This window comes from Alcaligenes sp. Lyrl_28 (assembly GCF_051948705.1).
GTDB classification, from domain to species: Bacteria; Pseudomonadota; Gammaproteobacteria; order Burkholderiales; family Burkholderiaceae_B; genus Alcaligenes; species Alcaligenes ammonioxydans.
In genome coordinates this window covers 800,351-822,491 of the sequence record NZ_JAYJLG010000001.1, presented here as the reverse complement: position 1 = coordinate 822,491, position 22,141 = coordinate 800,351, and the positions used below count along the sequence as shown (strand labels likewise).

General features: G+C 55.4%; 17 protein-coding genes and 3 tRNA genes. 13 read left to right on the top strand and 7 right to left on the bottom strand.

Annotated elements, in window-relative coordinates; genetic code table 11:
* Positions 1 to 174: 174 nt before the first annotated feature.
* Both VF694_RS03715 and trxB read right to left on the bottom strand, forming a co-directional pair.
* Positions 175 to 939: a Smr/MutS family protein gene (locus VF694_RS03715; protein WP_003801100.1), complete on the bottom strand. Its 765-nt coding sequence runs from the start codon at positions 937 to 939 to the stop codon at positions 175 to 177.
* Positions 926 to 1,882 carry a thioredoxin-disulfide reductase gene (gene trxB, locus VF694_RS03710; protein WP_003801097.1) on the bottom strand — a complete coding sequence of 319 codons (957 nt, stop codon included), beginning with the start codon at positions 1,880 to 1,882 and terminating at the stop codon, positions 926 to 928. The genes VF694_RS03715 and trxB overlap by 14 nt, the downstream gene beginning before the upstream one ends.
* A gap of 43 nt (positions 1,883 to 1,925) precedes the next feature.
* Between trxB and VF694_RS03705 the strand changes: the two genes are divergently transcribed.
* The 4 genes from VF694_RS03705 (at position 1,926) to serS (ending at position 7,843) form a co-directional block, all read left to right on the top strand.
* Complete coding sequence (locus VF694_RS03705) at positions 1,926 to 4,301, top strand: DNA translocase FtsK (protein ID WP_039943203.1); 2,376 nt, start codon at positions 1,926 to 1,928, stop codon at positions 4,299 to 4,301.
* On the top strand, positions 4,291 to 4,917 hold the full coding sequence (gene lolA, locus VF694_RS03700; protein ID WP_003801094.1) for an outer membrane lipoprotein chaperone LolA: 627 nt from the start codon (positions 4,291 to 4,293) through the stop codon (positions 4,915 to 4,917). The genes VF694_RS03705 and lolA overlap by 11 nt, the downstream gene beginning before the upstream one ends.
* A gap of 123 nt (positions 4,918 to 5,040) precedes the next feature.
* Entirely contained in the window at positions 5,041 to 6,354 is a 1,314-nt protein-coding gene (locus VF694_RS03695; protein WP_003801092.1) for a replication-associated recombination protein A, read from the top strand.
* Positions 6,355 to 6,496: 142 nt separating this feature from the next.
* Positions 6,497 to 7,843: a serine--tRNA ligase gene (serS, locus tag VF694_RS03690; RefSeq protein ID WP_003801090.1), complete on the top strand. Its 1,347-nt coding sequence runs from the start codon at positions 6,497 to 6,499 to the stop codon at positions 7,841 to 7,843.
* Between the two features lie 80 nt (positions 7,844 to 7,923).
* On the opposite strand, the gene VF694_RS03685 is transcribed toward serS, so the two are convergent.
* A complete protein-coding gene (locus tag VF694_RS03685; protein ID WP_003801088.1) occupies positions 7,924 to 8,232 on the bottom strand; it encodes a hypothetical protein in 309 nt (102 codons plus the stop codon).
* A 182-nt stretch (positions 8,233 to 8,414) separates the two neighbouring features.
* On the bottom strand, positions 8,415 to 8,825 hold the full coding sequence (locus tag VF694_RS03680; protein ID WP_440163701.1) for a hypothetical protein: 411 nt from the start codon (positions 8,823 to 8,825) through the stop codon (positions 8,415 to 8,417).
* Positions 8,826 to 9,125: 300 nt separating this feature from the next.
* On the opposite strand from VF694_RS03680, the gene VF694_RS03675 reads away from it, so the two are divergent.
* The 3 genes from VF694_RS03675 (at position 9,126) to yaaA (ending at position 11,212) form a co-directional block, all read left to right on the top strand.
* A tRNA-Ser gene (locus VF694_RS03675) sits at positions 9,126 to 9,215 on the top strand.
* A gap of 350 nt (positions 9,216 to 9,565) precedes the next feature.
* A complete protein-coding gene (locus VF694_RS03670) occupies positions 9,566 to 10,348 on the top strand; it encodes a 3-hydroxybutyrate dehydrogenase (RefSeq protein WP_003801083.1) in 783 nt (260 codons plus the stop codon).
* 78 nt (positions 10,349 to 10,426) lie between these two features.
* Entirely contained in the window at positions 10,427 to 11,212 is a 786-nt protein-coding gene (yaaA, locus tag VF694_RS03665) for a peroxide stress protein YaaA (RefSeq protein ID WP_003801081.1), read from the top strand.
* Positions 11,213 to 11,473: 261 nt separating this feature from the next.
* Here yaaA and VF694_RS03660 read toward each other — a convergent pair whose 3' ends face one another.
* Complete coding sequence (locus VF694_RS03660; protein WP_003801079.1) at positions 11,474 to 13,759, bottom strand: FUSC family protein; 2,286 nt, start codon at positions 13,757 to 13,759, stop codon at positions 11,474 to 11,476.
* Positions 13,760 to 14,199: 440 nt separating this feature from the next.
* On the opposite strand from VF694_RS03660, the gene ilvB reads away from it, so the two are divergent.
* The 6 genes from ilvB (at position 14,200) to pnp (ending at position 21,491) form a co-directional block, all read left to right on the top strand.
* Positions 14,200 to 15,921, top strand: coding sequence for a biosynthetic-type acetolactate synthase large subunit (ilvB, locus tag VF694_RS03655; RefSeq protein WP_059318022.1), 1,722 nt, complete (start codon positions 14,200 to 14,202; stop codon positions 15,919 to 15,921).
* Between the two features lie 10 nt (positions 15,922 to 15,931).
* On the top strand, positions 15,932 to 16,423 hold the full coding sequence (ilvN, locus tag VF694_RS03650) for an acetolactate synthase small subunit (RefSeq protein WP_003801075.1): 492 nt from the start codon (positions 15,932 to 15,934) through the stop codon (positions 16,421 to 16,423).
* Positions 16,424 to 16,638: 215 nt separating this feature from the next.
* On the top strand, positions 16,639 to 17,655 hold the full coding sequence (gene ilvC, locus VF694_RS03645) for a ketol-acid reductoisomerase (protein WP_003801073.1): 1,017 nt from the start codon (positions 16,639 to 16,641) through the stop codon (positions 17,653 to 17,655).
* A 406-nt stretch (positions 17,656 to 18,061) separates the two neighbouring features.
* Positions 18,062 to 18,829, top strand: a complete 768-nt coding sequence (pssA, locus tag VF694_RS03640; RefSeq protein ID WP_003801070.1) for a CDP-diacylglycerol--serine O-phosphatidyltransferase — start codon at positions 18,062 to 18,064, stop codon at positions 18,827 to 18,829.
* Positions 18,830 to 18,993: 164 nt separating this feature from the next.
* The gene (gene rpsO, locus VF694_RS03635; protein WP_003801068.1) at positions 18,994 to 19,263 is read left to right on the top strand and encodes a 30S ribosomal protein S15; all 270 of its coding nucleotides are present in this window, start codon (positions 18,994 to 18,996) and stop codon (positions 19,261 to 19,263) included.
* An 89-nt stretch (positions 19,264 to 19,352) separates the two neighbouring features.
* Positions 19,353 to 21,491: a polyribonucleotide nucleotidyltransferase gene (pnp, locus tag VF694_RS03630; protein ID WP_003801066.1), complete on the top strand. Its 2,139-nt coding sequence runs from the start codon at positions 19,353 to 19,355 to the stop codon at positions 21,489 to 21,491.
* Between the two features lie 442 nt (positions 21,492 to 21,933).
* Here pnp and VF694_RS03625 read toward each other — a convergent pair.
* Together VF694_RS03625 and VF694_RS03620 are read right to left on the bottom strand one after the other, a co-directional pair.
* Positions 21,934 to 22,019: transfer RNA gene (locus VF694_RS03625), tRNA-Leu, on the bottom strand.
* Between the two features lie 12 nt (positions 22,020 to 22,031).
* Positions 22,032 to 22,121: transfer RNA gene (locus VF694_RS03620), tRNA-Ser, on the bottom strand.
* Between the last annotated feature and the right edge of the window lie 20 nt (positions 22,122 to 22,141).

Below are 22,141 nucleotides of genomic sequence, written 5' to 3'. Positions count from 1 at the left end.
ATGGGGCACAATACGTTCCATGCAGGTGAGGAGACATAGCCCGCAAAGCTGGGCAATAAAGACCGAAGCAAAACGGTCACTACTACAAAAGCAATAGGCAGTACAACATAACAACAACAAAAAAAAGGCCAGCGAAAGCTGGCCTTTTTTACGTCTCTATCCCACGCAGGACAATCAAACGCCGGGCTCAGTCACAGCCTGCAGCAGGAGTTTGACAGCGCCCTGCCCCCCTTCATTGGGGGCACATTCAACATAAGCCAGAACGTCGGGCAATTGGGTCAGCCAGCGACGCACCGCATGGCGTAAAACGGGTTCCCCATTGCGCGAGCCATAGCCCGTGCCATGGACAATGCGTACACAGCGCAGGCCATGTTCCAGACAGGAACGCAAGAAATTGTCCAGTCGTTCGCGGGCCTGCTCTACATCCGAGCCATGTAAATCCAGACTGGATTCGATGGGCCAACGATTGCGTTCCAGATCGCGCAAGACATCGGGGCCACAGCCCGCACGCAGGTGCCGGATATCATTGCTCTCAACCTGTGCGCTGACATACAGGTCAGAGGCCTGCGGCAGGGCAGGGGTAGAAGCGGGCGCGCCCACTGCGTGGCGGCGACGCTGCTCCAATTGCTCCGGGCTGGCTGCGGGGCGATTGGCGATCAGGCGTTGGCCGCGCTTTTTCAAGGGCGCCACATCGCGCAGGGACTGGCGCAGCCAGGCTCTGTCGCTGGGGTCCAGTAAAGAAACTGGATCTTGGACTCCCGTGCTGGCAAGGGCTGCTTGTCGGGCTGGCTTGCCACCTGGGTCGGGCGGGCGCGGGCGCTTGCGGGCTTGAGGACGGGCGGGGGCTGGAGGCGGATTGAGATCCTGGCGGACCTGACCTTGCAACTTCTTCAGGTCTGCCAGGCTACGGCCCACGGCTTTGGGTTTATTGGTTTTCATCCAACCAGCGCTGTGCGTCCAGGGCGGCCATGCAACCGCTGGCTGCACTGGTAATGGCCTGACGATAGATATTGTCTTGTACATCACCCGCTGCAAATACGCCCGGAACGGAGGTCATGGTTGCCATGCCTTGCAGACCACTGCGCGTAGTGATGTAGCCGTCGTGCATATCCAGCTTGCCTTCGAAGATACCGGTATTGGGCTTGTGGCCAATGGCGATGAATACGCCGGTCACTGCCAGGTCTTCCGTGGCTTGAGTCTGATTGTTGATGATGCGAGCACCTGTCACGCCGGATGCATCACCCAGTACTTCCTGCAGTTCGCTGTGCAGTTTCAGACGGATGTTGCCGTTCTGGACGCGATCCATCAGCTTGTCGGTCAGGATGGGTTCGGAGCGGAAGGTATCGCGACGGTGAATCAGCGTCACGGTTTTGCAGATATTGGACAGGTACAGAGCCTCTTCAACGGCCGTGTTACCACCTCCGACCACAGCCACGTCCTGATTCTTGTAGAAGAAACCGTCACACGTTGCGCAACCGGACACACCACGGCCCATGAACTCCTGTTCTGTTGGCAAGCCCAGGTACTGAGCCGATGCGCCTGTCGCAATGATCAGCGCATCGCAGGTGTAGACTGTGCCACTATCGCCGTGCAGGGTCAGGGGGCGGGTGGAGAGATCGACCGAGGACACCATGTCAAAGATTAATTCTGTTTCGAATCGTTCTGCATGAGCCTGGAAACGTGCCATAAGATCAGGTCCCTGGACGCCCTGGGCATCGGCCGGCCAGTTGTCTACATCCGTGGTGGTCATCAGTTGGCCACCTTGCTCCATGCCAGTGACCAAGACAGGCTTGAGGTTGGCGCGGGCGGCGTAGATCGCTGCGGTATAGCCGGCCGGGCCTGAGCCCAGAATGAGTACTTTTGCGTGCTTAGTAGTCGACATCACAGAAAATCCGAAAAAGACGATCTCCAATTATAATGAGTCCATGGCAAGAATACCTGCAACATCCCCTCGTTCGTCCCGGTCATCCAAAAATGTGCGCAATGGGCCCTCTGCCTTGCAGCAGCGCCTGACAGGATTGCTGCGCGAAGCACGGTGGATCATCTTCGCTGCACTGGCAGCCTGGCTAGGTCTGGTACTGGCAACCTGGGACCCGGGTGATCCCGGCTGGTCGCACTCTGTGCATTCCGGCCTTACACAAAATGGCGGGGGCATCTTTGGTGCCCACATCGCCGATTTTCTATTGTTTCTTTTCGGGCTGACGTCCTGGCTTTGGGTTGTGCTGCTGGTGCAACGCGTTGCCGTGGGTTTTTACCGGCTGACTGCGTTACTTTTGCCCAGCACCAAGAACGAGGACGTGTTGCCCCGAGTGCGATGGGAAACGGGTATCGGGTTTTTCTTTCTGTTTCTGGGCAGCATGGGCCTGGAATCACTCTTTTTTAAAGAGCTAGGCCAGCAGTGGCAGCTTCCGGCTGGCGCTGGCGGGCAGTTGGGCCAATTATTATCGCAACTGTTGGTAACGTCGATAGGCTTTGGTGGTGCTACGTTGGTGCTGATGGGCCTGCTTGCCGGTGGGGCCAGTTTGTTCTTCGGTTTTTCCTGGTTGACGCTGGCGGAACGTCTGGGCGGCTTGATTGAAGGGGCGATTGCCCGGCTCATGACATTTTGGTCGGCCCGTCAGGATCGGCGTGTGGGCGAGGTCAAACGTGCCGAGCGTACGGAAAGCGTCGTGGCCAAGCAGGAACAACTGGTTCATGAGCAGCCTGTTCGGATCGAGCCCGCTTTTGTAGCCGTGCCCAAATCCGAACGTGTCGAGAAAGAAAAGCAGCAAACCTTGTTCAAGGCACCCCGTCAGGCGGGCGAGGTGAGTGATTTACCCCCACTGTCCTTATTGGACCCGGCCGCTGACAATGTGGAGACCGTATCGCCAGAGACCATTGAGTTCACTTCGCGGCTGATCGAAAAGAAGCTGTCGGATTTTGGCGTGGCAGTAACGGTGGTGGCTGCCCAGGCCGGTCCGGTTATTACACGCTACGAGATCGAGCCAGCCACGGGCGTGAAGGGCAGCCAGATCGTGAATCTGGCCAAAGACCTGGCCCGCGCCTTGAGTCTGGTCAGCATCCGGGTGGTGGAAACCATTCCCGGTAAGAACCTGATGGGGCTGGAGCTACCCAACCCTCGTCGTCAAATGGTGCGTCTGGAGGAAATCGTCGGATCGCAGACCTATCACAGCAGTGCATCCCTGCTGACCATGGCGTTGGGCAAGGATATTGCCGGCAAGCCTGTGGTGGCAGATTTGGCCAAAATGCCTCACCTGCTGGTGGCGGGTACGACGGGCTCCGGTAAGTCTGTCGGGATTAATGCCATGATTTTGTCGTTGCTGTACAAGGCAGACCCGGCCGATGTGCGCCTGATCCTGATCGATCCCAAGATGCTGGAAATGAGTGTCTATGAAGGGATTCCTCATTTGCTGGCGCCGGTGGTCACGGATATGCGTCTGGCGTCCAACGCCTTGAACTGGTGTGTGGCGGAGATGGAAAAACGCTACCGCTTGATGAGCAAGCTGGGCGTGCGCAATCTGGCCGGTTACAACGCCAAGATACGCGAAGCGCAAAAGCGTGAAGAGCCTATCCCCAATCCTTTCTCCTTGACGCCGGATGCTCCCGAGCCACTGTCCGTTCTGCCCATGATTGTCGTCATTATTGACGAGCTGGCTGACCTGATGATGGTGCAAGGCAAGAAGATCGAAGAGTTGATTGCCCGTTTGGCTCAGAAGGCCCGTGCGGCCGGTATTCACTTGATTCTGGCTACACAGCGTCCTAGTGTGGATGTGATTACGGGTCTGATTAAGGCGAACATTCCTACCCGTATCGCTTTTCAGGTGTCCTCCAAGATCGACTCGCGCACCATTTTGGATCAGATGGGTGCGGAAACCTTGCTTGGACAGGGCGATATGCTGTATCTGCCTCCTGGCACCGGTTTGCCCAAACGTGTACACGGTGCATTTGTCAGCGATGACGAGGTTCACCGGGTGGTCGAGCATCTGAAAGAACATGGTGAGCCCGATTACATTGAAGGTTTGCTGGAAGGCGCCATCGAAGGAGAGTCGGGCGAGGGCGTCAATCCCATAACGGGCATGGCGGATGCGGAAGCCGATCCCTTGTACGACCAGGCTGTTCAGGTCATTATCAAAAATCGTCGCGCTTCGATTTCCTCGGTACAGCGTCATTTACGTATCGGTTATAACCGGGCAGCACGGCTGCTGGAACAAATGGAGCAGGCGGGGCTGGTATCGGCCATGCAGCCCAATGGTAACCGTGAAATTCTGGTCCCCGCAGGAGGTGCCAAAGATGAAGATTAAGACATTGTTGGCCAGCATGTTGCTGGCTGCCACACCTGCCTTGACCCTGGCCGCATCGGGCGGCGAGCAATTGCGCTCCTTTGTGCAGGATGTACGTGCCGCCAAGGGAGAGTTCTCTCAGCGCACCGTAGACAGCAACGGCCAATCCAAAGGTGCGCCGCAGTCAGGGCAGTTCGTGTTTCAGCGTCCGGGCCAGTTCAAGTGGCATGTGCAGCGCCCTTATGAGCAGTTGATCGTGTCGGACGGCAAGGTACTGTATCAATACGACCCGGATCTGGCACAGGTCACCGAGCGTGGAGTGGATCAGTCTATTGGCGCTTCGCCTGCCGCTATATTGTTTGGTACTGGCAATCTGGAAGATTCGTTCCGACTGGTCGAGCAGGCGTCGCGGGATGGGATGGAGTGGATACGAGCCACGCCTCTGCAAACTGATGCTGGCTTTTCCTATGTGGATATTGGCTTCAAGGGCAGTGAGCCTCGTCGTCTTGAGTTGCAGGACTCATTTGGGCAGACCACCTATATTGATTTCACCGCTCTGGAACCCAACCCCCGTATTAGCGCCAGCACGTTTACTTTCAAAGCTCCCGCCGGCGTGGATGTGGTGTCCATGCCCTAAGGCGTTGTGGCTCTGGTGCCAAGACAGTCAGAGCCAGCGTGCCGTTCGCTTTAGTACCACACGTTTTCAATATAGACCTGGTCTGCTTGGCCAGGTCTTGCCATTTTAGGAAGGGCGATCGCCATGCGTGATTTGTTCGCTCAGGAACCCGCCGCACCCTTGGCCGAAGCACTGCGCCCCAAAACACTGGATCAAGTAGTAGGGCAGTCCCATTTGCTGGGCGAGGGCAAGCCCTTGCGCTTGGCGTTTCAGTCTGGCAAACCCCACTCCATGATTTTCTGGGGGCCACCGGGTGTTGGTAAAACCACTTTGGCTCGTTTGACAGCCAGTGCGTTTGAGTGCGAGTTCATTGCCTTGTCGGCCGTTTTTTCGGGCGTGAAGGATATTCGTGCCGCCATGGAGCAAGCCCAGCATAACCTGACCATGGGCAAGCACACCATCCTGTTTGTGGACGAGATTCATCGCTTCAACAAGTCCCAGCAGGATGCACTGCTACCCTATGCCGAGAGCGGCTTGGTGACCTTTATTGGTGCCACGACGGAAAACCCCTCGTTTGAGGTCAATTCGGCCTTGCTGTCGCGGGCGCAAGTTTATGTACTTAAATCCCTGACGGATGATGAACTTAAACGGCTGCTGCGCCGCGTACAGGAGCAAAACGCGCTGGAGGGTCTGGAGTTTGAGGATCAAGCTGTTGATACCTTGATCGGCTATGCCGACGGCGATGCGCGACGTTTTTTGAACCTGCTCGAGCAGACCAATACAGCTGCCAAGACCTCGGGCACCGAGCTGGTTACCACAGACTTTTTGCAAAACGCCTTGACCTTGAACTCCCGACGCTTTGACAAGGGGGGCGATAATTTCTATGACCAGATTTCTGCTTTGCATAAATCGGTGCGTGGTTCCAACCCGGATGCGGCTTTGTATTGGCTCACTCGGATGCTGGACGGCGGGGCGGATGCCCGTTATTTGTCGCGTCGTATCATTCGCATGGCTTGGGAGGATATCGGTCTGGCCGATCCGCGCGCCATGCAAATTGCTAACGATGCTGCCTTGACCTTCGAGCGGCTGGGCAGCCCCGAAGGCGAACTGGCCCTGGGACAGGCAGTCATCTATCTGGCCATCGCTCCCAAGAGCAATGCGGGGTATAAGGCCTACAACCAGGCTCGCGCCTTTGTAAAGCAGGATAAGAGCCGTGAAGTACCTGTGCATTTGCGTAACGCGCCGACCAAGCTGATGAAAGAGCTGGGCCACGGTCATGCGTATCGCTATGCTCACGACGAGCCCAATGCCTACGCGGCGGGCGAGACCTACCTGCCGGACGGCATTCCCGACCCCCATTGGTATCAGCCAGTACCTCGCGGTCTAGAAATCAAGATTGCTGAAAAAATGGAACGCCTGCGTCAACTGGACGAGCAGGCCGGTAAAAAAGACACTTAAGACAGGACGGGCGCTTGCTGGGCCTGTCACCCCCGTATTTCCCGATATCCCGCTACTGCGTGCGCTGTGCTGCGCTTGTGGTGGCTTGCGGTTAAAATCACCACATCAATCGGGATTGAACCATCACCTATATGGCTATTAAATGTTAGATCTGAACCAATTACGCAAAGACTTGGAGCCGCTGGTACAGGGCTTGGCGAAACGTGGCGTGCAATTTGACACCGAGCGTTTCCAGCAGCTGGAAGCCCGCCGCAAAGCGGTGCAGGTGGAAACAGAAACTCTGCAGGCCGAGCGCAATGCACTGGCCAAACGTATTGGCCAGCTCAAGTCCAAGGGCGAAGACGCTAGCGAGGCATTGGCTCAATCCCAGCAAATCCCGGTGCGTTTGAAGCAGCTGGAGCAGGATCTGTCCCAAGTACAGGCCGAGCTGTCCTCCTGGTTCGCCACAATTCCCAACCTGCCGCACGAAAGCGTGCCGGTGGGCGAGTCCGAAGAAGACAACGTCGAAGTGCGCCGTTGGATTCCCGGCCCTAAAGATGAACAGGGCAAGCCCGCGCACATCACCTTTGAGCCGCGCGATCACGTGGATCTGGGTGAAAAGCTGGGCCTGGATTTTGAGTCGGCTCGTAAGCTGGCGGGTGCCCGTTTCATGGTCCTGCGTGGCCCTCTGGCCCGTTTGCACCGTGCGCTGGCTCAGTTCATGCTGGACACGCAAGTGCAAGAGCATGGTTACACCGAATGCTATACCCCCTACATCGTGAACGCCTCCACCTTGTACGGTACTGGCCAGTTGCCCAAGTTCAAGGATGATATGTTCTGGGTCACCAAGGGTGGTCAGGACAATGAGCCAGCCGATCCGGCCGAATCCAAGCCCGAAGACCTGTACTTGATCTCCACCTCCGAGATCAGTTTGACGGGCATGGTGCGCGACGAGATTCTGGCTGGTGATGCGTTGCCCATGCGTCTGACTGCTCACTCGCCTTGCTTCCGTTCGGAGGCCGGTAGCGGTGGCCGGGATACCCGCGGTGTGATTCGTCAGCACCAGTTCGACAAAGTAGAAATGGTGCAGATCGTCCACCCTGAAAAATCTTACGAGGCGCTGGAGGCTATGGTCGGCCACGCTGAACACGTGCTGCAGGCTCTGGAGCTGCCTTACCGTGTGGTGCAGCTCTGTACGGGCGACATGGGCTTTTCGGCGGCCAAAACCTATGATCTGGAGGTGTGGTTGCCCGCACAGGATACGTTCCGCGAGATTTCTTCGGTCTCGAACTGCGAAGCTTTCCAGGCTCGTCGCTTGCAAGCGCGTTTTCGTGCTGACAGCAAGGCTCGCCCCGAGTTTGTGCACACATTGAACGGGTCGGGTCTGGCGGTGGGACGCGCCTTGGTGGCGGTGCTGGAAAATCACCAGCAAGAAGATGGCAGCGTGATTGTGCCCAAGGTTCTGCGCCCCTACATGGGTGGTCTGGAACGTCTGGTGCCTGCGCAGTAAAGCGGCTGTCTTAAAAGAGAAAGGGCTGATGACCGTTGTGGTCCTCAGCCCTTTTTTATGCTTGGCTCCGTTCAGATGGGTCAGTCATCATCCCAGTAGCGCTCCTGATGCTTGCGCCAGCGTTTGTGAGCCCGCCGTTGTTCTTTGCGCCACTCTTTGCTGCCGCGCCCATACTCCACGTAGCCGGGACGATAGACGTAACGGGGTGGATGGTAAACCACTGGCGGGGGCGCGACATAAACCGGGCGCTCCACAACACGTGCGGGTGGGTAGAAGATGGGCCCATAACCAATCCCGGGAATACCAACATTGATGTCCACATTCACACCGCCCGCAAAGGCGGTGCTGGTGCTCAAGGCCATCAAACTGGCGAACAGTAGTTTTTTCATATGCTGCACCTCACGTGACTCTAGCTGCAGCGATTGTTGCCCGGATTTGCAGGCTCAAACGTTAGGCAAACCTGCCAAAGCACTTCCAAAAGCAACATGACTCGTATGAGCTATGCTCAGGATTTACCTTTCTTAACAACTATTTCCCCTGTCCGGATGGACAGGGGAGCCATGCAGTCGGGTCAGAAGGTGTGCCGTTCAACCTGACGGTGACGGACCGGGCGGCGATTGTGGTTCGCGTGCAGTTGTTGAGCGTGCGCGGAATCACTCTGTTTATGCAGATGCGGGGTCAGGCGAGTTTTACGCTGTGGGGGTTCCGCACGGGGCTTGGAGTTGATCTCCAGAAACCAGAGGCACAGGCCGGCCCAGAAAAATAGCGATAGGATATTGACCAGCCCACCTCGCAAGGAGGCGTAGCCCGTCGCTTCCGAGGCCTGGATACGAAGTACGTCTGACAGATATGGAACAGAGCCCAATGTCTCCACTACTAGACTGCCTGGAATTCGGAAAGCCCAGCGCAAGGTCTGGAGGATTTCCTTCAGGCTGTACAGGCCATCGCCGTTGGCATCAATAATCCATTGGAAGGTTTGCATGACAATTCCTTTTATCAAGTCCAGTGTTTTGCACTGGAATTACAAGGACTGCCGGAGAAAAGGCAGGGCTGCGATGCATCAATGTGTGATTCCAATATAGGCCCGCCTACCAGAGCGAACAAGCAAAACAGTCGAAAATAAAGGGTAAACCCTTGATCGAAAAGAATACTTTGGGTTCTGAGGCAGGTTCCGCCGACTGACCGTGCGCGTGGAACGAGGCACTCTACACGGTTAGTGCTTGTCAAAACGCATTCTTTCATCTATATTTATGGGCTTGCTTGTAACCATATAAGCAATCGCGGACAGGTGGCAGAGTGGTCGAATGTACCTGACTCGAAATCAGGCGTACGTGCAAGCGTACCGTGGGTTCGAATCCCACCCTGTCCGCCACTTAGAATTTTAAAAGCCCTTGATTATTCAAGGGCTTTTTTGTTTTCTATTTGCCTTGTCGGTTTTGTTGGCCAGTTGCCTGTCATGTTGCGGCGTTAAAGTGGGAAACGCATGGCTGTCTGACGGGCAATTGCCTGCCGAAACGCGGGTTCTCCGTTCCGATTGGGCAGACATGACCTGTGTCGATGCCCACGTGAGCACAGATTACTCCGGTGTTACGGGGCTATCTGTCGCCCCGCGGGGTGGGCGCTCAGCTCGGACAAAACTCTCCTGACGTCTTGTCCGGCCATGCAGAGCGGCGAGTACACTTGAGGTTTCAGTTCTCTGTTGTCCATACTCACGAGGTATCTATGCTGAAAGGTAAAAAAGCGATCGTAACGGGATCGACCAGTGGTATTGGTCTGGCCATGGCCACCGAATTGGCAAAAGCAGGTGCGGATGTGGTGATCAACGGTTTTGGTCAGCCTGAAGATATCGAGCGCGAGCGCAGTTCTCTGGAGTCCAGATTCGGCATCCACGCCTATTATCTGAATGCGGACCTGAGTGACGCCCAGGCGACACGTGATTTTGTTGCCAAGGCCGCGCAAGCCCTGGGTGGCCTGGATATTCTGGTCAATAACGCTGGCATCCAGTACACAGCAACCATTGAGGACTTTCCTGTCGACAAATGGAACGCCATTATTGCGCTGAACCTGTCTGCTGTCTTTCATGGTACGGCCGCTGCCTTGCCCATCATGCAAAAGCAGGGGTGGGGACGTATCATCAATATCGCTTCGGCCCATGGTTTGGTGGCCTCGGTGAATAAGTCGGCGTATGTGGCGGCCAAGCATGGCGTTGTTGGGCTGACCAAAGTGACGGCGCTGGAAAATGCCGGCAAGGGCATTACGTGCAATGCGATTTGTCCCGGGTGGGTCCGCACACCGCTGGTGGAAAAGCAGATTGAGGCCATCAGTCAGCAAAAAGGCATGGATATTGAAGCCGCTGCTCGCGAGTTGCTGGCAGAGAAACAGCCTTCCCTGCAGTTTGTGACGCCCGAGCAATTGGGTGGGGCGGCGGTGTTCCTGTGTTCGGCTGCTGCAGATCAGATGACGGGGACGACGCTCAGCCTGGATGGTGGCTGGACGGCGCGTTAATCGCGGTCAGCGCGTTTTTTGTTCATGGCAGATAAAGGGGGCTCCCTTTATCTGTTTGGTTAGAAAGGATATAGGCGCATGTTGTTATTGCTCTCGCCAGCCAAGAAGCTGGATTACGATTCTCCTGTACGTACACAGCTGGAAACCCAACCCTTGTTTGTGGAGCAGGCGCAAGGCTTGATTGATATTTTGCGCACTCAGTCCGAAGAGGATATAGCGGGCCTGATGAAGCTGAGTGACGATCTGGCACGCCTGAACGTTCAGCGCTATCAGGAGTGGGAGCCCAAGTTTGACCGCTCCAACGCACGACAGGCTATTTTGGCGTTTAACGGCGATGTGTATGAGGGCTTGGCTGCCACGGATTTGTCGGACAAGGAACTCAAGTGGGCTCAGGATCACATCGTGATCTTGAGTGGGCTTTATGGAGCCTTGCGTCCTTTGGACTTGATGCGGCCCTATCGTTTGGAAATGGGCACTCGTTTGAAGAATCCCGGTGGTGCGAATTTGTACGCTTATTGGGGAAGCCGTATTGCCAATTATCTGAACGAGCGTCAGGAAGGTGATGCTGATCCTGTTGTCTTGAACCTTGCGTCGGAAGAGTATTTCAAGGCGGTGGATCAAAAATCCCTGCGAGCTCGCGTGGTGCAGTGTGTTTTTCAGGACGAGAAGAATGGCGTCTGGAAGATCATCAGTTTTTATGCCAAGAAAGCGCGTGGTTTGATGGCCCGCTTTGTGATTGATAATCGTGTTCAAACGGTAGAGGCTTTGAAGGCCTTTGATCGTGAAGGCTATGTGTTCCAGCCTGAGCTCTCCAGCGAGGACAAGCTGGTGTTTCGTCGCTCCGAGCAGGACGCCAAGGCTTGATGCGCAGATAGATTTATGGCTTGCGCCGTAGGGGCAGCTCGTTAGCGGATCAGCGGTGTTGCAGAGATGAAAAGGAAAGGCAAGGCCATGTATTGCGCCTTGCCTTTTTCTTTTTAGTGCTGCGACCAGATGAGGGCTTCGCGCCCTATGCTCTTGTGCTTTGTGCTTTGTGCTTTGTGCTTTGTGCTTTGTGCTTTGTGCTTTGTGCTTTTGTTTATTCGGCTCTGACAGTGAGTTCCTTAGGTAAGCGGGGCATGGTCATCAAGCCCCTTGCTGGTTCAGCTCCTGCTTGCGCTCGGGTGGCAGCTGTGGGCCAGCACTGTATTCCAGCCCTCTCATATCCTGGCGAATCAACTGGGCTGCCTTGCTCATTTGACGGATTGGGTAGGCTAGCATGGCCAGTTCGCCTTCCGTTTCGATGGAGGCGGGCGGGTCTGCATCCTGATCGTTGATGAGTGCACCAATCGCATCCAGAGCGTTTTGGATGCCTGGCGGAATCTGGCTCAAATTAGCCAGAAGCGGGGCTGCGGCACTGATCTGCGAGGCCAGCACATGGTTCTGAATCAGCAGATTGTTCAGCAGGGACACATTGGCTTGTCGGCTGACAGGTTCGTCCATCATGCGATAGAAGGCCGAGGCAAAGTTGCTAAAGGCAATGTGCACGTTCTTGTTCGCCACCTGCCAGGCGGTGTCGGCTTCCATCAAATCCAGATCCACCTGAGCTTTCTGAGCCTCTGTCATCGTGGGTTCGCCCGCTTTATCATTTCTGAGGTTCTGGTTGTGCAGACGACTCAGGCGAGCGAACTCCAGACCGGCCCGCCAGAACTCTTTATTGGCGGCCAAGGCTGCGCGTGCCAGGCCCGTCATAGCCGTGGATTCCCAGTTCGGGAGCAAATAACTGGCCGCCATGGCAATGCCGCAACCGATCAGCGTATCGACCAGGCGCTCTCCAATAATGAAAGAGCCGCCTGTAGACAGGAACTGGAAGGACAGAATGACAAAAATGGTATTGAACAGGGCGGATAACAAGAAGTTCAATTGAACCAGACTGTTGCCAAGCAGATAGGCCAGCAACATGGCAATCAGATACAGCTCACGGTTATCGGTGAGCTTGAGCAGCAGAAAGGCCGCCGCACAGCCCAGTATCGTGCCAAACAGCCGCCAGCCATTACGTTGACGGGTGATGGCAAAGCCCGGTTTCATGATCACCAGAATTGTCAGGATGATCCAGTAACTGTGAGCGGTCAGGGCACTGACCAGGCCCAGTTCGCTTTGGAAGTGAGCGCTAAGAGCACCAATTCCCAGGGCCACGATGGAGGCGATGCTGACGCGTGCTGCATAGCGGAAGTGCGAGGACTTCAGCTTGAGATTACTGGTCAGCATGCCCAGACGCAGCTCTTCGCGCGACAGCATGCGGCTGAGTGATTTGTTCAGGTACTGGTCGACCGGAAGATTCTGGCTGGCTCTGTGTGACAGGCTGGCCATGCTGTCGACGATCCGGTTCAGGTTGCGCATGCGGCGCAGCACCTGGACTAACAGGGCATACGTTTCGGGGTCGGATTGAGACATACCCTGACGTTTGTATTTCTCCAGCTCGTATTCCATGGCGCGGATTTCCGCTTTGACGCTGGAGCGACGGGTTGTGCGAGCGCTGCGTGAAACATTCATGGCGATGCGGCCAATATCCAGCGACAGCTTGTGCAAGCCGTCACGCGCAAAAACCATAAAATCGCTGTCGGAAAGCTGGCGGCGCAGGACGGTGTAGTCGGTGTACGTGGCAACCAGCGAGTCCAGAATGCTGACCATGTTCAGAAAGATGGTCAGCAACGCCTTGCGGTGATGATCTCCCCGCCCATGACCGCGTGGCAGTTCGCGCAGTACCACATCGCGGGCCGCCTGATGCTTTTCGGTCATATTGGATTGAAGGTTGATCAGCCGCCGATAGCAAGCGTCCAGATCCGAGCTGGAGTCATAGAACTGTGATCGGGCTTCCATGTACTCAGCGGTGGCAAACAGTGCAACAGCCAGAGTCTGACGTTCTTCCCGATACCAGAACAAGCGTCGAAACAGCGTGCTGAACAGATAATAGGACAGGCCGCCGGCAAACGAGTAAAGGGTGTGCGCCAGCACTTCATGAGGCTGCATGGGAAAGCGCATCGTCAAGGTCATCAGCAGCAGGGCAGCAAAACCGATCAGCCCGCCGCGGCGACCAAAGACAGAAAACATGCTGTACAGAAAGCAGAGCAAGGGGACGCACAGCACCAGCAGCAAAGGGGAACTGGAGGCTAAGCCGGTCAGGCCCACGGTGACCGTGCCCAAGGCAATACCGCCGAGCATTTCATTGTTGCGGTAGCGGCGCGGGCCGCCGGGCTGGTCAATGATGGCAACGCAGGTCGCGCCCATGGACGCAATGACCCCGATGTCATAGTGACCAAAAAACCGGCCCAAAATAATGACCGGCAGCAGTACCCCGATGGACTGGCGCAGTCCACCGAAAAAGTAGTGGCTATACAGGAATTGTTTTAATTGTGGAATGGGCGATGCCATAAAATACCCGGACAGCTCGTCATAGGTAGACAGTATATCGTTTTACGTATGCCCGCTTTAAGCCTGTTTTTTTGCACTTTACCAACAATCACAGTTGCTCGCTTTGTGCAGGCAAGGTAAAGTAACCAGGTGTTTTTGCTCCGTATCCGAGCAAATTGTAGCGAGGCACTGTTAACCGGGCCATCCGCCCGGTTTTTTGCGCCTAAAAACTTTGTTGCTGGCCGCGTCACAAGCGTGGGATGCCAGGACTTCCGTTTCAAGCTAACGCATACGTTTTTGTGTGCACGCACTGGGTGTCGAAGAGTGCAGGCCGGACGGTAATGTGTCTGGGTGGTGTGGTCCTGTGGACCATGAAGCGCCAGATCATGTTGCTGACATCGGTTCAAGCTCGGACCGTCGTGGTCGATCGATATTGCAGAGCAAGACTGAAAGGAAAACTCATGTCTGAATTAAATGGCGCAGATATTGTTGTGCGCACGCTCGCGGACGAAGGCGTAGAACACGTTTTCGGATACCCGGGTGGTGCCGTTCTCTATATTTACGACGCAATCTTCAAGCAGGACCGCTTCCAGCACATTCTTGTGCGTCATGAACAGGCCGCTGTTCATGCTGCGGATGCCTATTCCCGTTCGTCCCAGAAAGTTGGCGTGGCACTGGTAACCAGTGGCCCGGGCGTCACCAATGCCGTGACCGGTATTGCGACCGCGTACCTGGATTCCATTCCGATGGTCATCATCAGTGGTCAGGTCAGCACGCAGGCCATTGGCGAAGATGCTTTCCAGGAATGTGATGCCATTGGCATTACCCGTCCCTGCGTCAAGCACAACTTTCTGGTGCGCGATGTCCGTGATCTGGCCGATACCATTCGCAAGGCATTCTTTATTGCCACTACCGGCCGTCCAGGCCCCGTGCTGATTGATATCCCCAAAGATATTACGACCGCAACGTGCAAGTACACGCCCAAGCGTGGCGAGGTCAAGATGCGCTCCTATGCGCCGGTGACCAAGGGCCATCAGGGGCAAATCAAAAAGGCTGTCCAGATTCTCAACAGCGCCGAGCGCCCGCTGATCTACGTGGGTGGTGGCGTGGTGCTGGGTAATGCAGAAAGCGAACTCAATGACCTGGTCAAGCTCAGTGGCGCACCCTGCACCACGACCTTGATGGGTCTGGGTGCCTATCCCGGCACGGCCGACCAGTACATCGGCATGCCCGGCATGCACGGTACCTATGAAGCCAACATGACCATGCAGCATTGCGACGTGCTGGTCGCTGTCGGTGCGCGGTTTGATGACCGCGTGATCGGCAATACCCGTCATTTCGGTCAGAATCCGCGCAAGATCATTCATATCGATATTGATCCTTCCGTGATCTCCAAGCGCGTGAAAGTGGATGTGCCGATTGTGGGCTGTGTCAAAGACGTGCTGACCGAGTTCAATGAGCTGTATGCGCAAAGCCGTCAGGAATCGCAGCACCAGCCTTCCCTGAGCGACTGGTGGAAGCAGATCAATGTCTGGCGGGGCAAGAACTCGCTGGCCTACGCCAAGTCGGACGAACTGATCAAGCCGCAATTTGTGGTGGAGTCCCTGTGGGAAGTGACGGGCGGCAACGCATTCGTGACTTCCGATGTGGGTCAGCACCAGATGTGGGCGGCGCAGTACTACAAATTCAATAAGCCTCGTCGCTGGATCAATTCCGGTGGCCTGGGCACGATGGGCGTGGGCTTGCCTTACGCAATGGGTGTGCAGATGGCCAATCCAGGCCAGGATGTTGCCGTCATCACCGGTGAAGGCTCCATCCAGATGAATATCCAGGAACTGTCTACGTGTAAACAGTACCGCTTGAGTCCCAAGATTCTTTGTCTGAACAATCGTTATCTGGGCATGGTGCGCCAGTGGCAACAGATCGATTACGGCTCGCGCTATTCCGAGTCCTACGTGGATGCATTGCCTGACTTTGTCAAACTGGTGGAAAGCTACGGTCACGTGGGTCTGGAAATCGACAAGCCAGCCGATGTGGTCCCCGCTATTCGCGAAGCCTTCACCACGCACAAAGACCGCCTGGTATTTCTGAACTTCATCACGGACCAAACCGAAAACGTGTTCCCGATGGTGAAAGCAGGCCGTGGCCTGACAGAAATGCTCTTGGGCCCTGACGATCTGTAAGGAGAGAATCATGAAACACGTCATTTCTATCCTTCTGGAAAACGAGCCCGGCGCACTGTCCCGTGTGGTTGGCCTGTTTTCGGCTCGTGGTTATAACATCGAGACCTTGACAGTTGCTCCTACCGAGGACGACACCCTGTCTCGCATGACCATCGTGACGCGAGGGGCGGACGACGTCATCGAGCAGATCACCAAGCACTTGAACCGTCTGGTTGACGTGGTCAAGGTGGTGGATCTGTCCGAAGGCCCTCACATCGAGCGTGAACTGATGCTCATCAAGGTGCGGGCTGTCGGCAAGGAACGTGAAGAGATGAAGCGCATGGCGGATATTTTCCGTGGCCGCATCATCGATGTGACGGACAAGACATACACCATCGAACTGACCGGTGTTCAAGACAAAATTGCTGCTTTCATTAATGCGCTGGATCGCACGGCCATTCTTGAAACAGTGCGCACCGGAGTCTCTGGTGTCAGCCGTGGCGAGCGTGTCTTAAAGCTGTAAGCCAAGGCTCTTTCAGGACAGAATGACCGCTTTTATTCAAGGGGCTGCCGTTCACGGCAGCGCCTTATAAAGGGTATGCACAGTCTGGTGCTGTGTAGACGCCGGTGTCCCCGTCCTGGAAGTAATGAGTCAAGGTCCTTTTTGTGCCGCTGCTGCATGAGCGGCCATTCTCGAATTGCTGTTTAAGCGAAATTATTAAATTTGGAGCACCTGAAATGAAAGTTTTCTACGACAAGGATTGTGATCTTTCCCTGATCAAAGGCAAGACCGTTGCCATCATCGGCTACGGTTCGCAAGGCCACGCCCACGCCCTGAACCTGCACGAGTCCGGCGTGAATGTGGTTGTGGGTCTGCGCAAAGGCGGCGCTTCCTGGAGCAAAGCCGAGAACGCTGGCCTGAAAGTTCAGGAAGTGGCCGAAGCCGTCAAGAGCGCTGACGTCGTCATGATCTTGTTGCCCGACGAAAACATTGCTGAGGTTTACCGCAACCAGGTTGCCGAGAACATCAAGCCTGGCGCCGCTCTGGCATTTGCTCACGGCTTTAACGTTCACTACGGCCAGGTTGTGCCCCGTGACGATATCGACGTCATCATGATTGCTCCCAAGGCTCCTGGTCACACGGTTCGTGGCACCTACAGCCAAGGCGGCGGCGTTCCTCACCTGATCGCTGTTTACCAGGACAAGACCGGCGCTGCTCGCGACGTGGCTCTGTCCTACGCATCGGCTAACGGCGGTGGTCGTGCCGGTATCATCGAAACCAACTTCCGCGAAGAAACCGAAACCGACTTGTTCGGTGAACAGGCTGTTCTGTGCGGCGGTGCAGTTGAGCTGATCAAAGCAGGCTTCGATACGCTGGTAGAAGCGGGTTACGCGCCTGAAATGGCTTACTTCGAGTGCTTGCACGAGCTCAAGCTGATCGTGGACCTGATCTACGAAGGCGGTATCGCCAACATGAACTACTCGATCTCCAACAACGCTGAATACGGCGAGTACGAGACCGGTCCGAAGATTGTTACCGAAGAAACCCGCAAGGCTATGCGCAAGTGCCTGGAAGACATCCAGACCGGCGTTTATGCCAAGAACTTCATCCTGGAAAACGCCGCCGGCGCTCCTACCTTGATCTCGCGTCGTCGTATCAATGCCGAATCGCAGATTGAGCAAGTGGGTAGCAAGCTGCGCTCCATGATGCCTTGGATTGCGGCCAACAAATTGGTCGATAAGTCCAAGAACTAAGTTTGATATCGGGGCAGGCGCCTAGTCTGCTCTGGTCTTGAACCTGAACCGGCTGACGTCTCGCGGCGTCTGCCGGTTTTTTTATTGCAGGACGCGTTGGGCGCGCAGCGCGGCTGCCCAGGCCAAGGGAGGCATACCCGCGTTGTGTCCTTGTCTTGTGGCTGTATTGATGACTGCGCGATAAAATGCAGTGCTCTTGCTGTGAGCATCGCGTCCTTGTCAGCGTGCTGCGCAAGCGAGTTCGATAAAATCTACTCGTTCTTCGCGAACGCCCTGGTCGCAGGCCTCTCGGTCTTTTTTGCTTGTCCTGGCTTATATTTGCTTGAACTATTTGCGCTCTGTAGCCTTGTGGACAATGCTACATTCGAGTGTTCAGTCTTTAGCAACAACTCTTAAAGCATAAATTATGCCCAATTTGCTCAATGATGAAACCCGTCGTCGGCGTAGCATCTATCTTTTGCCCAACGCCTTTACCACCGCCAATTTGTTTGCGGGCTTTTATGCCGTTGTGCAAGCGATGAACGGTCGCTTTGAAGCGGCGGCCATCGCCATTTTCCTGGCCTTGGTGTTCGATGGGATGGATGGGCGGGTTGCTCGGCTGACCAATACGCAGTCTGCTTTTGGCGAGCAGTATGACTCCATGGCAGACATGATCTCTTTTGGTGCGGCTCCTGCGCTGGTCATGTATGTTTGGGCCATGCAGGGCTTGGGACGCTGGGGATGGTTGGCCGCCTTTATCTATGTGGCGGGTGGCGCCTTGCGTCTGGCTCGTTTCAACACCAATATTGAAGTGGTCGACAAGCGTTTCTTTCAAGGTCTACCCAGTCCGGCCGCCGCCGCGCTGGTAGCCGGTTTTGTCTGGCTGGCCGTGGACAATAAATTGTCGCTGCAAGTCAATGTGATCCCCTGGGTAGCCTTTGGTCTGACTATTTACGCCGGCCTGGCCATGGTATCCAACGCGCCGTTTTATAGCGGCAAGTCCTTTGCCATCAGCCGCAGCGTTCCATTTTGGGGCATGTTGCTGTTTGTGCTGGTCTTTGTATTTGTGTCGACCGATCCGCCCGTCTTTCTGTTTGGTCTGTTCTGCCTGTACGGGCTGTCGGGATGGTTTGTGATGGCCTGGCGTTGGCGTCGTGCCCGTGCCTTGGCGCGACTACGGCGTGGAAACAACTAAAGTTGTTGGCTTCAGTGGAGGCGCAAGGCGAAATGCTTAACGCTGATCCTGGTTTTTCGTTATAATCGTTTGCTTGCACGGGCCCGTTGGGCCGGTGTACTCAATTTCATTTTCAACACGTTAGGGCACCTCGGTCCTAACGCAAGTCTTAGAGGCTATATAAAATGGCAGTTGCAGATATCAAAAAAGTCGATATCGTTTCCGAGTTTCAGCGTAAACAAGGCGATACAGGCTCCCCAGAAGTGCAAGTGGCTTTGCTGACCGCTCGCATCAACGAATTGACCGGCCACTTCAAGGCTCACAACAAAGATCACCACTCCCGTCGTGGTCTGTTGCGCATGGTTAGCCGTCGTCGCAAATTGCTGGATTACCTGAAAGGTCGTAATCCAGACGCTTACCGTGCTTTGATCGAAAAACTCGGTCTGCGTAAGTGATACCGGGGCTGGCTCCCCGCTAAACAACCGTGCATTCGGCGAACTGGTTTCGCTGTGTGCACGGTTTTTTTATTGTAAGGATTCTCCTAATGTTCAATAAAGTCACCAAGTCTTTCCAGTACGGTGAGCACACCGTTGTGCTGGAAACCGGAGAAATCGCACGTCAGGCGTCAGGTGCCGTGCTGGTTTCCATCGAAGATACTGTTGTGCTGGCCACCGTTGTGGGCGCCAGCAAAGCGAAAGCCGGTCAGGACTTTTTTCCTTTGACCGTGGATTACGTTGAAAAAACCTACTCTGCCGGCAAAATTCCCGGTGGTTTTTTCAAGCGTGAAGGTCGTCAGTCCGAGCGCGAGATCCTGATCTCCCGCCTGATCGATCGCCCCTTGCGTCCTCTTTTCCCCGAGGGCTTCTACAACGAAGTTCAGGTCATCATTCACACCGTATCGGTCAACCCTGAAATTGACCCAGACATCGCTGCCATGATTGGCGCGTCCGCTGCTCTGGCCATCTCGGGTATTCCTTTCAATGGTCCGGTGGGCGCGGCGCGCGTTGGTTACATCGATGGTCAGTATGTGCTGAATCCATCGGCCACTCAGCTGAAGTCTTCGGATCTGGATCTGGTGGTTGCCGGTACCGAACAAGCTGTCTTGATGGTTGAGTCCGAAGCCAAGCAATTGTCTGAGGAAGTCATGCTGGGCGGTGTGGTGTTTGCTCATGAGCAAATGCAAGCTGCCATCAACTGCATTCATGAGCTGGTTGAGGAAGCAGGTAAGCCCGAGTGGGATTGGCAGCCGGCTGCTGTCAACGAAAGCCTATTGGCTTCGGTTAGCGCCGCTGCCGAGGAAGGTTTGAAGCAAGCGTATCAAACGCGTGAAAAACAGGCTCGCACGGAGCAGCTTCGCGCGGTATACGCCCACGCCAAAGAAACCGTTCTGGCTCAAGCAGAGGCTAACGGTCAGGAACAGCCTGACATGGTGGCTGTTGAAAACATGCTGTTTGATCTGGAAAGCAAGATTGTGCGCTCGCGCATCTTGAGTGGCGAGTCCCGTATTGACGGTCGCGATACCCGCACTGTTCGTCCTATCAGCATCCGTTTGGGCGTATTGCCTCGTGCTCACGGTAGCGCCTTGTTTACGCGTGGCGAAACCCAGGCTTTGGTGGTGACGACGCTGGGCACCAAGCAAGATGAGCAAATTATTGACTCGATCATGGGTGAGTACCGCGATCGCTTCATGATGCACTACAACATGCCTCCTTTCGCTACCGGCGAAGCCGGCCGTTTCGGTGCCCCCAAGCGTCGTGAGATTGGTCACGGTCGTCTGGCCAAACGTGCTCTGACCCCTTTGCTGCCAGCAGCTGAGGATTTCCAGTACTCCATCCGCGTGGTGTCCGAGATCACCGAATCCAACGGTTCGTCTTCTATGGCGTCCGTGTGCGGTGGCTCTCTGTCCATGATGGATGCGGGTGTTCCGGTGCAAGATCACGTGGCGGGTGTGGCCATGGGTCTGATCAAGGAAGGCAACAAGTTTGCCGTACTGACCGACATTCTGGGCGACGAGGATCACCTGGGTGATATGGACTTCAAGGTGGCCGGTACCGAGAAAGGTATTACTGCTTTGCAGATGGACATCAAGATCCAGGGCATTACCAAGGAAATCATGCAGGTTGCATTGGCTCAGGCCCATGAAGGCCGTATGCACATCCTGGGCAAGATGAAAGAGTCCATCGACGGTTCCCGTACCGAGATGTCCGAATTTGCTCCTCGCATGTTGACCGTGAAGATCAACCCCGAGAAGATTCGTGACGTGATTGGTAAGGGTGGTGCCACCATCCGCGCTCTGACCGAAGAGACGGGCACGCAGATCGATATTTCGGACGACGGTACGATTACCATCGCCAGCGCTGATCTGGACAAGGCTCGCGAAGCGGAGCGTCGTATCAAAGAACTGACGGCTGAAGTTGAAGTGGGTCAGGAATACGAAGGCCCAGTGATGCGCTTGCTGGATTTTGGTGCGATCGTTCAGGTTCTGCCAGGTCGTGACGGTTTGCTGCATATCTCTGAGATTGCCAACTACCGTATTGCCAATATCAATGACGTACTGAAAGTCGGCCAGATTGTGAAGGTCAAGATCATTGAGGCTGATGAGAAAGGTCGTCTGCGTCTGTCGATCAAGGCTATTGGTGGCATTGAAGCTCAAGGCGGCCCGGCTGCTCCTGCTGCTTCTTGATAGAGTCTGCTGTTTGGTGAAAGAAAAACCCGCTCAAAGGCGGGTTTTTTTGTGCCCGGCCATCTGTAAGACAGAGCAAAGGCAGCACGTGCTGTGCAGTGCCGGAAGTCTGGGTGACTACATTATTGATGCAGTAGCAGTAGCAGTTAGTGGGAGGTTGCTGGCGGCATCCCTGCTTTTTGTTGTGCCTGTATTGCATGGGGCTTAGCAAGGGCCAGCCTTGGTGTGTACGATGCGGGCAGGGGAGGACATTGGGGGTGAGCGGCTGCTGCTTGAAGTAGTGCCTGCTAAGTGCCTGCATCGCAGGCTTGGCTTTCGGCCGGGAGTCGACATAAAAAAACCCGCTTTAGGGCGGGTTTTTTATGACTGGACAGAGGCCATGAGCGAATAAAAACGGATGCTTTTATCGCGGGCGAAGATATCCGCCACTATCGAGAATATATGGTGCATCCAGCCGGAATCGAACCGGCACGATCAAGGATCGAGGGATTTTAAGTCCCTTGCGTCTACCAATTCCGCCATGGATGCAGCGGGAGTTGATGGCGGAAGCGGTGAGATTCGAACTCACGGATGGGTTACCCCATCGCCGGTTTTCAAGACCGGTCCATTCAACCGCTCTGGCACGCTTCCTATCAATCGCACTTTTACTG

What these genes read in the sequence shown, in the direction of transcription:
- ilvC (WP_003801073.1), top strand. Translation starts at nt 16,639, where the DNA reads ATGAAAGTTTTCTACGACAAGGATTGTGATCTTTCCCTGATCAAAGGC.
- VF694_RS03715 (WP_003801100.1), bottom strand. Translation starts at nt 939, where the DNA reads ATGAAAACCAATAAACCCAAAGCCGTGGGCCGTAGCCTGGCAGACCTG.
- ilvN (WP_003801075.1), top strand. Translation starts at nt 15,932, where the DNA reads ATGAAACACGTCATTTCTATCCTTCTGGAAAACGAGCCCGGCGCACTG.
- VF694_RS03705 (WP_039943203.1), top strand. Translation starts at nt 1,926, where the DNA reads ATGGCAAGAATACCTGCAACATCCCCTCGTTCGTCCCGGTCATCCAAA.
- yaaA (WP_003801081.1), top strand. Translation starts at nt 10,427, where the DNA reads ATGTTGTTATTGCTCTCGCCAGCCAAGAAGCTGGATTACGATTCTCCT.
- VF694_RS03685 (WP_003801088.1), bottom strand. Translation starts at nt 8,232, where the DNA reads ATGAAAAAACTACTGTTCGCCAGTTTGATGGCCTTGAGCACCAGCACC.
- ilvB (WP_059318022.1), top strand. Translation starts at nt 14,200, where the DNA reads ATGTCTGAATTAAATGGCGCAGATATTGTTGTGCGCACGCTCGCGGAC.
- serS (WP_003801090.1), top strand. Translation starts at nt 6,497, where the DNA reads ATGTTAGATCTGAACCAATTACGCAAAGACTTGGAGCCGCTGGTACAG.
- lolA (WP_003801094.1), top strand. Translation starts at nt 4,291, where the DNA reads ATGAAGATTAAGACATTGTTGGCCAGCATGTTGCTGGCTGCCACACCT.
- VF694_RS03695 (WP_003801092.1), top strand. Translation starts at nt 5,041, where the DNA reads ATGCGTGATTTGTTCGCTCAGGAACCCGCCGCACCCTTGGCCGAAGCA.
- VF694_RS03670 (WP_003801083.1), top strand. Translation starts at nt 9,566, where the DNA reads ATGCTGAAAGGTAAAAAAGCGATCGTAACGGGATCGACCAGTGGTATT.
- pssA (WP_003801070.1), top strand. Translation starts at nt 18,062, where the DNA reads ATGCCCAATTTGCTCAATGATGAAACCCGTCGTCGGCGTAGCATCTAT.
- VF694_RS03660 (WP_003801079.1), bottom strand. Translation starts at nt 13,759, where the DNA reads ATGGCATCGCCCATTCCACAATTAAAACAATTCCTGTATAGCCACTAC.
- rpsO (WP_003801068.1), top strand. Translation starts at nt 18,994, where the DNA reads ATGGCAGTTGCAGATATCAAAAAAGTCGATATCGTTTCCGAGTTTCAG.
- pnp (WP_003801066.1), top strand. Translation starts at nt 19,353, where the DNA reads ATGTTCAATAAAGTCACCAAGTCTTTCCAGTACGGTGAGCACACCGTT.
- trxB (WP_003801097.1), bottom strand. Translation starts at nt 1,882, where the DNA reads ATGTCGACTACTAAGCACGCAAAAGTACTCATTCTGGGCTCAGGCCCG.
- VF694_RS03680 (WP_440163701.1), bottom strand. Translation starts at nt 8,825, where the DNA reads ATGCAAACCTTCCAATGGATTATTGATGCCAACGGCGATGGCCTGTAC.